This is a genomic window from Brevinematia bacterium, from assembly GCA_039630355.1.
Taxonomy (GTDB): domain Bacteria; phylum Spirochaetota; class Brevinematia; order DTOW01; family DTOW01; genus SKYB106.
In genome coordinates, this window is sequence record JBCNVF010000066.1 from 1 (window position 1) to 11,505 (window position 11,505).

Annotated in this window: 7 protein-coding genes; 2 read left to right on the top strand and 5 right to left on the bottom strand. The window is 39.7% G+C overall.

Going from position 1 to position 11,505, the window contains the following annotated elements; all coding sequences use genetic code 11:
• The 3 genes from ABDH28_04985 to ABDH28_04995 all read right to left on the bottom strand — a co-directional run.
• Nucleotides 1-1,028, bottom strand: a 1,028-nt coding sequence (locus tag ABDH28_04985) for a hypothetical protein (protein ID MEN2998370.1), incomplete at its 3' end; no start/stop codon positions are given.
• Nucleotides 1,029-1,151: 123 nt separating this feature from the next.
• The gene (locus ABDH28_04990; GenBank protein MEN2998371.1) at nucleotides 1,152-1,964 is read right to left on the bottom strand and encodes a hypothetical protein; all 813 of its coding nucleotides are present in this window, start codon (nucleotides 1,962-1,964) and stop codon (nucleotides 1,152-1,154) included.
• A 41-nt stretch (nucleotides 1,965-2,005) separates the two neighbouring features.
• The gene (locus ABDH28_04995; protein ID MEN2998372.1) at nucleotides 2,006-4,894 is read right to left on the bottom strand and encodes a glucodextranase DOMON-like domain-containing protein; all 2,889 of its coding nucleotides are present in this window, start codon (nucleotides 4,892-4,894) and stop codon (nucleotides 2,006-2,008) included.
• A 455-nt stretch (nucleotides 4,895-5,349) separates the two neighbouring features.
• Here ABDH28_04995 and clpB point away from each other — a divergent pair, with 455 nt between their 5' ends.
• The gene (gene clpB / locus ABDH28_05000) at nucleotides 5,350-7,944 is read left to right on the top strand and encodes an ATP-dependent chaperone ClpB (protein MEN2998373.1); all 2,595 of its coding nucleotides are present in this window, start codon (nucleotides 5,350-5,352) and stop codon (nucleotides 7,942-7,944) included.
• Nucleotides 7,945-8,081: 137 nt separating this feature from the next.
• Entirely contained in the window at nucleotides 8,082-8,810 is a 729-nt protein-coding gene (locus ABDH28_05005) for a metallophosphoesterase family protein (GenBank protein ID MEN2998374.1), read from the top strand.
• Here ABDH28_05005 and ABDH28_05010 read toward each other — a convergent pair.
• Together ABDH28_05010 and metG are read right to left on the bottom strand one after the other, a co-directional pair.
• Nucleotides 8,807-9,979 (bottom strand): CNNM domain-containing protein, encoded by a 1,173-nt coding sequence (locus ABDH28_05010; protein MEN2998375.1) that lies wholly within the window; start codon nucleotides 9,977-9,979, stop codon nucleotides 8,807-8,809. The two genes, ABDH28_05005 and ABDH28_05010, sit on opposite strands and share 4 nt — an antisense overlap.
• 5 nt (nucleotides 9,980-9,984) lie before the next feature.
• The coding region (gene metG, locus ABDH28_05015) for a methionine--tRNA ligase subunit beta (protein ID MEN2998376.1) at nucleotides 9,985-11,505 on the bottom strand (1,521 nt) is incomplete at its 5' end.

Consider the following 11,505-nt stretch of genomic DNA (forward strand, 5'->3'; position numbering starts at 1 on the left):
AACACAGATGATGGAGTTAACTGAACATAAGAAACATCTTCAAACGCTCCTGGTATAAGAGTAGGAGATTCATCCTTCTTCTTTGGCACTGTAACAACTGGTAATCCTCTTACAACGCCATTAGCATCTGCATAGACAATAACTCTATCAGACCCAAGTGGCTTAATAACTGCATTTACTTGAGATCCAGGTCTCCATCCAGAGTTCTGCAAACCAAATGCAGTAATTTTATTAATATCATTTACATCAATGACGGAGAAAGGTATTGTCAAAATGTATTCTCCAGACGAAGAGTCATAGGAGATATTCGCATCTACCCTGTAAGTATTCGTAGAAGCTGGATTAGTATCAATATTTGTCATAACGGTACAATTACCACTTATAAACTTCTCTCTAGGACCATCTTGATCGTTATCATTAGCTTGGAACTTCTTTTCTTCTCTTACACTCCAATAGTTGTTAGCTTCATTATCACCACTTGCATAAGTCTCAAGATACCAGGTTCCAGCCTCAGCTCTTACTGGAAGACCATCCCTTAGATTAGCATTCTGCCAGTCACTGTTAAGCCTTATCACTGTGTCAAACTCAAAATCTGGGTCCGCTGTCTTTACAACAGTTCCAAATTTAGCAACATTCTTCTTAGCAGTGCTTATACTACCTCTATCAATACCTATTATCAAGAGTCCCCATATGTCACCTGTATCATTCCTCGCCTTATAAGCATCACCAAGTCTAGGTTCCAGCTCTCTCAAGGCAGGGAAATAGTTAGTAACCACAACCGTTGTCTTGATATAGAACTTATGTGCTGTCTCAGTTCTTTCATAGGATATTGCCCTTAAGAACTTAGGAGCAACACTACTAGTATTTTCAAACAGTAGTGTTTTCGGTATCTTTATATCCTCCGGCTGTGCTGGTGGTTGTTGAGGCGGAGGAGTAAGCAACGCACAAGATCCCGTAAACACCACAGAAATCGCTAAGGCGGTTATCCCTAATACCGCCAAACCAATAAAAATAGTTTTTCGGCTCATACATACCTCCTATAAATACACCCTAATTATAAAAAACAACATTCTCAGTTTCAAGAGGTTTACAAAATTTTTAAACCCTCTCATAGAACAATATAACAGGGTGAGAGAACCCCACCCTAGAAGCTACTTAATTTTAAGCTCAAGCCAGTTTGACACAACATTAGTAGTAGTAACATTAGTTCCAAAATCTGATTCTTTAAACTTCGTTCCACCAGCACCATCATCTATCCTAAACTCAAGATATATCTTGTCAGGAATATACTCAGGATCGCTACCAAATATAAACGACCAAGGTATCGCTATCTCCGTAACATTATTCGTTATATACCTATTCCAAGCAAGTCCTCCACCAGGCCCAACTTTTGATTCCTTCTCAATACTACCGTTTATGAACCTGTAAGCCTTAAAGTTCTCGCCAGTAGGTTCAGCATATTTATAAGGCCTATAGTGTTTTATAAATACTGAAAACTTTCTATCCCCCACTGTAGAAATCTGAGCATCATCAAGAAAATCAAAGCTTCCCGTAATACCACTATCACCATTAGCAAGCTTCTTCATACCTTTACTGCCTTTACCATTTGTGATATTATTATCTATGAATACATAGAATGCACCCCTATTGAGATAGTCTGGTGGATCATTAGCATCAACCGTATTCTTATGCCCTATGAACAAAAATCTCTTTGAATAAGCTATATAGACCTTATTCAAAGCCTTCCAAGTTCCTCCATCACTTTTGTTTAAAAACACATACGAAGATCCAAAATCCACGCTCGGATCACCCGTGAATTTTATCGCTGTCGGGGTGAAAAATGGATTTGATTCACTCACCTCTATAGGTTGAGGCAGTTTTGAAAAGTCAACGCTCTCAGTGAGCAAGAAAGCACAACTTCCCAAAAAGATAATGCTTACAAACACAAATATTCCCCTTCTCATACCTTCCTCCTAAAATTTAAGAAGGTGGCAAAGCCACCTTTTTAGAAACCATACTCCCACTCAAGCACACTATATGCTCCAAACGGCGCTCTACCCGAAAAGTCCTTATTCTCACCTTCATAAAACACTTCAGCTCTCCACTTATAATACCCAACCGGAGTGTCAGCCCTTGCAGTCAAAATTACCCTATGCCTACTATAATTCTTCACCTGGGTATCGTCGGCTGTCAAAGAACCAGAAACAAAATTCAAAACAGTATTATACGTCCCTATCTCATACTTGTAACCAACACTCATGAAAAGCAACTTTGTCCACTGGATACCAAAAGTCAAACTTGGTGAGACAAACATAGTGTTAGCTCTGAAACTTGTCCTCTCAAGTATGTAACTACCTTTACCAAATACTGTTGGATAGTTATTCATCTCAAACATAACGGAAGGAGTAATGTCTATACCATAGAGTATATCAGAGAGCTTGTAGGTTCCCAGTAGCATAGCCCTCATCTTTGAAATCTGAGTATACGGTATAACAAATGAGAGAGTGCTACCTACAGGAATACCTGTCACCGAAAAGAAGTTTGAACTAACTGGAACAACATTAACCACATTTGAAGCTTGATCGTACCCAAACATTATATAACTACCCTCACCCTGGATCCTCAGAACATCAACCGAATAGTCAATCCTAGCAGTAGCACCTCTCCAGCCTAACGCAGAAATACCTTCCCATTTCTCATTTATCCACCCTATACCACTAAGCCCTGTAACAGGATCATTTACTAGGAAATCAGAAGGAACTGGCGGTATAGGTGCAGAACCCACAAAGTCTGCTGCCTGCGGTGCTCTATGAACAGACTGCCACCCATTCATTATCAAAACATCCGCACCAGTTGTTCCACCACCAAATCCAGCAGAAGCTAACGGATCATCACCTCTGGCAGCAGTAAACGAAATATAGTTAGGATCAATATAGAACCCCTGAACCACAAAACCTACACCGGTATCAAAAATGTTATCATTCTTAACAAGTAGTGTTCCACCAAAACCTATGATGTTAAGAGATTTGTCTTTCGTTGGAAACGCTGGACTTATACCAGTCTGTGCAAGCTTACCAACAAGCCCATTTCCGTCTATATCAAGCTCCAATCCCTCCTCCAGCTTAAGAAACTCTGGATTAACGCCAACCGAAGAAACCGCACCTACAACATTAACAACAAAACCTAGTGGCAACTTTATCTCAATAAAAGCATCCGCAGTAGCATTACCTCCCCTGTAAATCATCGTTTTCGCTTGACCACCTTTTCCAGACTCAGGATTAGTCTCAAAGTCAGTATAATACCCAAGAGTATGCTGTAGCTTTACCCCAGGTATAACAGACGAAGTTAACCTATACCCATACACAAGATCATATATCCTGTTGTTACCTTTGCCCCACTCAAAACCAATCCAGTTAAGCGGATAGTGGATAGTAAAGTTATAACCTAAAATCCCCTCAATACTTCCGTCAACAAACAATCCTAAAAACTTATCTCTGTCCGGATACCATGCCTGCCCCAGTGTCCAAGGACTATAGTTAAGATCATAGTTACCGATACTCACAACATCAACAGTCGGTAAAGGTCTATTAAGCACCACCCTTCTTGATTGCAAAGCAATAGGAACCTGACCAGCTGTTGCGTTAACCCAAGTCGTCCATTTAGTAGCCTCCCAATCCGTAAGCTCAAACCTCAAGTAGTAATCTATAACCTCCGTGAACACTTTACCATCTATACCAATCTCAAGTGAGTTTCTTATAACATTCTCCTTAGTCGCATCATAATTCCAGTTCCACCTCGTAAACAGTTTCCCAAATAAATCAAAATTCCCAGAAACATACTTATCAGGTGGTGCCTGCGGCTTTAGCCTTTCAGACATAGCTTTAGCAAACTTAATATACCCTATAGGCGGTTTCCACTGCTCAGTCTGATCTAAGAATACCATCGGCACTACCGCTTTAACATCCTGTATAGGATTAGGATACGACTCCCAAACATTGAGTATCTCAAACTGATCCTGCGCCTCCTTTATCTTTCCTCTCGCAGGCCACACCACTATATCAACAAACTCCGGATCTCCCCAATAATCACTACCACCTCCCCATCTATGCAACCCTCTGTATTCATTGACATTCCTCGTCAAAACATCCTCCGGATCAGGAAAACCTTCATTGGACTGAGAGAAAATCTGAAATCCCCATTTGGTTATATCCTTATCAGGACCTAGGTCAAGATCCTTTTTTGAAACAACTGCAATAATCGTCCTACCAACACCCTTTATAAGCCTAGGTATAACAACATCCTGTGCCATATCCTTCGCCTTTGAGTTAACCTCTATTTCAACCCTCGCTCTTGGCTGCGGTGAAATTATAACCGCCTTCTCCCACCCTTGATCAGGTGGAAAGTATATATTCAAACCAGGAATTGACCTAAGATAACCAGAACCAGGTAAATGATCTTGATCAATATATATCTGGAAATGCTGAATATCAAAATCCGCAGCCATTCCCCACTCTTGCTTAAGATCAGCATTCACAGTTATCTTGAATGTAACATTCTTATCATCCATCGCATCTATCTCAACTTTAACAATATCAAAACCACCAACAACATACACTGGATGCGTCGGATAAGTATAATAACCAGGCCCTTTATCATCACCAATAGGATCAAGCAATACTATCTTCGCCTGATCTGGCCTCTTCCCTCTCTCCAAAACATTGTCCTTCAAAAAACCACTCTCTGGATTCTCCCTAACACCTTCCATTGAAGGCGTAGGCCTTTGAAACGCTATCCCAGCTTCCTCTTCCTCAGCTTGCTCCTGCGCATAAACCAACCCAACAATCGGAAAAGCAAGAACAAAAGATATTATTATAAGTAACCTCAGTAGCCTCATATACACCCCCTCATCTTACAACACGAAGTATAAATCAAAGAAACCTAATTGTCAACAGAAACTCAAACTAAAACTTCACCAAACAATAACAATTTGCAAAAATTTAGTAAAGCTCAAACCCCCAACAAGCGTAAATATTGAAATTCCACCCACACACTTGATTGAATTCAAACCCATTTCCTTGGATAGCTTGACAAAAATAGGTCCTAAACTTTCTTAAGATGTATACTACTTATACATCTGGGTAATTTTTGCACATCACTAAAAAGTTCAGTTTCTTTGTTTTTGCTTTTTTTGTTTTACTCCGTAGCTAAAAGAGAGTTATTCACCACTTTTCTACTGCTTAAAGGCATCTTAGAAAGGGTCTAACGAGAGGTTTGTGCAAGACTGGTCAGGTAGCTAAAATTGGCACGCTGTTTGTATCAAAAAGGATAGGTTAGCTTGGAGGTCGGGGTATGAACATCTCAAGGTTGACTGTGAAGTCTAGAGAAGCTTTGCAGAAGGCTACTGAGATAGCGGATAGAAATGATAATCAAGAGGTGAACAATGAGCATTTGGTTAGAGCATTACTTGATGACAAGGATAACTTAGTTTATTCGGTTCTAAAAAGCAGTGAGGTCAGGGTAGAAGATCTTAAGAGAGAGATAGATTATCTTATTTCCCAAAAACCTAAGATCCAGGGGATAAGTAGTACATACATTGGGGCAGATTTGAAAAAGGCTTTAGACTATTCTCTTGAGGAAGCTAATAGGTTTAAAGATAGTTTTATTTCCACAGAGCATCTGATGCTAGGGGTTATCAAAAGCACCAACGGCAAGTTGAAGTCTCTTCTTGACAAGTATGGTATAACCTACAATAATTTCTACACCCTAGTTAACGAGTTGAGGGGAAATAAGAAGGTAACTGATGAGACACCTGAGGAGAAGTATAACGCTTTGCAAAAGTATACGAGGGATTTAACCGAGCTTGCTAGGGTTGGTAAGCTTGATCCAGTGATTGGTAGGGATGCAGAGATAAGAAGAGCTATGCAAATTCTTTTGAGGAGGACGAAGAATAATCCAGTCCTGATAGGTGAAGCTGGTGTGGGAAAGACTGCTATTGTTGAGGGTATTGCAAAAAGAATTGTTGATAATGATGTTCCGGAAGGGCTTAAGGGTAAGAGAATACTAGCTCTGGATCTTGGGGCACTTATTGCAGGAACAAAGTTTAGAGGCGAATTTGAGGAAAGACTTAAAGCTGTTATAAGTGAGGTTGTTGAGTCTAACGGTGAGATAATACTCTTCATAGACGAGATACACATGATAGTTGGAGCTGGCGCTGCCGAAGGAGCTTTGGATGCTGGTAATATGCTTAAGCCTGCCTTAGCAAGAGGTGAGATAAAGGTCATCGGAGCTACTACCATAAATGAGTACAGAAAGTATATAGAAAAAGACAAAGCACTTGAAAGAAGGTTTCAGCCCATTTTTGTTGCTGAGCCCTCTGTTGAAGACACTATTGCTATACTTAGAGGATTGAAAGAAAAGTATGAGGTTCATCACGGGGTGAAAATCTCCGATAAAGCACTTGTTGCCTCAGCAACTCTCGCCCATAGGTATATTACTGACAGATTCCTGCCCGATAAGGCTATAGATCTTGTTGATGAATCAGCATCAAGGATCAGGATGGAGATAGATAGCATGCCTCAGGAAGTGGATGAACTTAATAGGGCTATAGCTAGACTTGAGATTGAAAAACATGCTCTGGAGAAAGATAGTTCTCCTGAAGCTAAGGAAAGGCTAAGTAAAGTGGAACATGAGCTGGTGAATCTTAGGGAAAGGTTAAACGTTCTTAAGGTTAGGTGGGATAGGGAAAAAAACATAATCCAGAGGATAAAGACTCTTAAGGAAGAGTTAGATCAGCTAAGCATTTTGGAGGAAAGATACATAAGGGAGGCTAACTACAACAAAGTCGCTGAAATCAGGTATGGTCTTAAAGTTCAGAAGCAAAAGGAGATTGACGAACTGACCAATACTCTTAAGGAGTTGCAGAGAGAAGGTTCCTTACTTAGAGAGGAAGTTACTGAAGAAGATGTGGCGAGGGTGGTTTCCGAGTGGACTGGTATACCAGTTAAGAGAATGCTTGAGAGTGAGAGGGAAAGGCTTGTTAGGATGGAGGAGGAACTTAGGAAGAGAGTTATTGGTCAAGATCATGCCATTTCCGCAGTTTCAAACGCAATAAGAAGAGCAAGGGCCGGAATACAGGACGAAAATAGACCCCTAGGCTCATTTCTATTTCTTGGGCCTACCGGCGTAGGTAAAACAGAGCTTGCCAGAACTCTTGCTTGGTTCCTATTTGACACAGAGAAAGCAATGATAAGAATTGATATGTCAGAATATATGGAGAAGCATTCCGTTGCTAGGCTTATAGGAGCTCCCCCGGGATATGTTGGATACGAAGAAGGAGGCCAGCTTACAGAGGCTGTCAGAAGAAGACCTTACTCCGTCATTCTATTTGATGAGATAGAAAAAGCACATCCCGATGTTTTCAATGTCCTACTCCAGATACTAGATGATGGAAGACTTACGGATGGTCAAGGCAGAACAGTGGATTTCAAAAATACAATAATTATAATGACTTCTAACTTACTCACAGAGTTACTATCCGGACTAAACACTGAGGAAATAAATGGAAATCTCAAGGAAAGAATAACTAAGGAGCTTACAAAGTTTTTCAGACCTGAGTTTATAAACAGAATAGATGAGATACTAGTGTTTAGAAAACTAACTAAAGAAGATATAAAGAAGATAGTTGACATACAACTTGAGAGAGTCAAAGAAAGACTAATGGACAAAAAGATCAAGCTTGTTGTTGAAGATTCTGCTAGAGAGTATATGGCTAGAATCGGATACGATGAGACTTTCGGAGCTAGACCCCTTAAAAGAGCTATACAGAAAGAGATACTTGACAAACTTTCACTACACATAATAAGTGGGAAAATAAAGGAAGGAGATAACATAAGGATTGTATACCAAAACGGTGAAATAACGTTTCTACCTACAAGGTCTTCCTAGTTTTTAAAAAAAACTAGTCAAAAACATTCATAGTTAGGTGTAGTTTTTCTTCTTTCTCTCGCAGTCCCTGTCAGGACTGGGTAAATACTCTCCTTCAAAATTCGCAACTGAATTAAGAGAAGGACAATAATATAGTTATGGTTGTAGCTATTTTTTCTGATGTTCACTCAAATTTGGAATCACTTGAAGGTTTTGTCAATGAAACTTATGGTAAAGTTGATCGTTATATATGTCTTGGAGACATTGTGGGTTACGGGCCTGATCCAAACGTTTGCGTAAACATAGTTAAGTCGCTATGTGGCACAGAATGGGCTATAAGAGGTAATCACGATAGAGCACTACTTGATCCTCAGAGAACCTCAGAGTTCAATTTCGTTGCAGCAGAGGCCATCTTTTGGACGCTCAACAGAGTTTCCGAAAGTGAGCTAGACTACCTAAGAAAACTAAGTGACATAATAGATTACGATAGCTACATTTTCGTTCATGGAGGACTAACTGACCTAGACGAATACATTATTTCGCTTTCCTCAGCTAAGAGGAACTTAAACAAGCTGGAAAATGTAGGGAAAAAGATAATGTTTTTCGGACACACTCATATCCCAGCAATGTGGTCTTCCAAGGGGTTTCACGAAGTGCCTTTTGACAGACCAATCTATCTTGATAACGACTCCATATACCTGATAAACCCTGGCGCTCTAGGGCAACCTAGAGACAATATACCTCTCGGAGCGTATTTGCTTTTCAATACAACCGAAAATTTTGTAATATTTAAAAGATTTGAGTATGACGTTGAAAAAACCTACCGAAAGATTGTAAACAGAGGACTGCCAGAATACCTAGGAAGAAGACTAAAGTTCGGAGTCTAATCCATCTTAACCAGAATACTCTCAATCTTACCACCTCTTACCTCATTTACGCGTATTGTAAGACCCGAGATTCTTACCTCATCACCTTTGTTTGGTATTTTACCAAACTTCTCTATAATAAATCCCGAGATAGTATTGTAAAATTGCGACTCTAACTCAGTTTGAAAAAACTCATTAAACTCTTTAAGAGATATATCTCCCTCAACTAGGTACTTACTCCTAGAAAGCATAATTATCTCTGGAGAACCTGTGCCGAAAATATAGTCAAACAACGTTTCAGGTGTTATCATTCCTATTATGTTTCCATACTCATCAACAATGACCGAAACACTTAAGCTCTTGCTCTTCATCTCCACTATAAGGTCATACATCCTTTTAGTCTCAGGAGCAAAATTCACAGGTTCTAGGTAATTCGCTACAGTTTCACTGCCTAACATCAACTTAGCTAGCTTTCCCACCCTTACAGCACCTACAATATTACTACGGCTACCCTCGTATACTAGAGCATATTCAGGAGCACCCTTCAGCTTTTTTATCTCTCTATCCAAATTCTCCGCATTCACATCAACCACTACGGTATCACCTATTGGAACCATAACATCCTTTGCATCAAGATTGAGTATCTCTATAAACTTCCTAATCCTCGGATTTCTAGCATTCCTCTTTAGAACCTCAACAAACTCAGCTTTATCTTTTATTGAAAGATATTTTCCCCTTTTCAGGAAGGGATAAATAACTCCCGAATTAACAAACCTAAAGAAAGGCTTACCAACTAAGTTCACCAAGTAAACTACCTTAGCTACAACCAATACCATTCTCTCAGCAATCGTATAACCTCCAACTTTCGGCAACATCTCTCCAAGGACCGCAATAACTCCAGATATTATTATGGTTGATACTATTATATTCAGTGAGAGCGTAAGGTTAGACATTGCAATTGTGAAAGTAGTGTTGAAGAGTAAGTTCAAAAAAAGTATAGTTATCAGTGTTTCTCTATGGTTTTCTAGAAGCTTTTTTAGATACCTCCCGTTTTTGCGATCTCTAGCTATAATTTTGTGCAACTTGACCTTGTCTACTATGAACAAGGACAACTCCGAAAAGGATGCGAACATTGAACCAATTAGCGAGAAGATCGCTACAACCAATACTATTATCTGCGCTGGATCCATAAGATTTACGAAACTTTAGCACCACTCTCTATGCTTTTGTCCACCGTCAGAATCACCAAATTACCATTTGCATCCTTGGCAGCTAACAACATTCCATAAGAGTTTTCACCCATTAGCGTAACAGGTTTTAAGTTGTTAACAATTACTATTTCCTTGCCTACTAGATCTTCCGGAGCGTAACATTCCCCCACACCCGCTATTATCTGTTTCTCAGAATCACCAACCTCAACTAAAAGCTTTATCAGCTTTTTGGACTTTGGTATTCTTGATGCTCCCTTAACCCTAGCCACCCTTAGGTCAATCTTCTTCAGATATTCAACATCTATTACTTCATCGGTAGGTTCTATTTGAATCTTTTCTTTTTCCGCGGATTCTTTCAACTTTTGGATCTGCCTGTCAATCACATCATCTGGAATCTTTGTGAATAGAATAGGCACCTGTTGAGAAATTCTTCCCCCTACCCTGACAGTCATTTTGCCTATGTCATCCCACCTTACAGTTTTTATGAAACCTTCTTGATATCCAAGCGTTTCTAGGATTTTTTCTGAGGATTTTGGCATAAATGGATACATAGATAACCCTAAGGTGAATACTGTTTGCACCGCAACAAATAACTTTGCGTTAAACTCATCCGTTCCCGGAGTAAGGGTCCATATTTTAGCCTCGTCAATGTATTTATTCCCCAAAAACGAAATCTCTCTCAGATACTTTATCGCTTGTCTGAATTCAAATTTCTCAAGGAGTTCACCTATCGTTTGTGGTATCTCCTCTATGTTCTTCAAAATATTCTCCTCCAAAGGTGTAAAAAGAGATCTATTTGGCTTAGGTATTATACCGTTATTTTTGGAGTTTAGAAACTTTAAAACTCTTGATACCAGATTTCCAAAGGCATTTGCTAGTTCTTCGTTTGCTTTCTCCTGAAACTCTTTCCAGTAGAAATTAGCATCCTTTGTCTCAGGCATGTTGAGACAGAGGTAATACCTTATCGCATCAGGGTTAAATTCCTCAGCTATTTCATCCACCCATATAGCCCAATTTCTGGATGTTGATATCTTTTCCCCCTCTAAATTCATAAACTCATTCGCAGGAATATTGTAGGGCAATATCCATTTTCCATGTTGAGCAAGCAAGGTTGCAGGCCAAATTATCGCATGAAACGGAATGTTATCCTTTCCAATGAAGTGGATAAGCCTAGTTTCAGGATCAAGCCAATATTCCTTCCATTTATCGGGCTTGCCGATCTTCTCAGCCCATTCTACCGTTGAAGAGATATACCCTATCGGTGCCTCAAACCAAACATACATCACCTTACCCTTTGCCTCCTCAAGAGGTAAAGGAATCCCCCAGTTGAGATCTCTTGATATAGGCCTATCCTTCAGTCCTTCCTTTATCCAGGATAGTGCAAAATCCCTAACATTGGGTTTCCAATCAATCTGTGACTCCAAGTACTCCCTAAGTTGGTTCTCAAACTTACTCAAAGTAAAATACCAATGCTTAGTAGTTCTCAAGGTTGGAGTATTCCCACA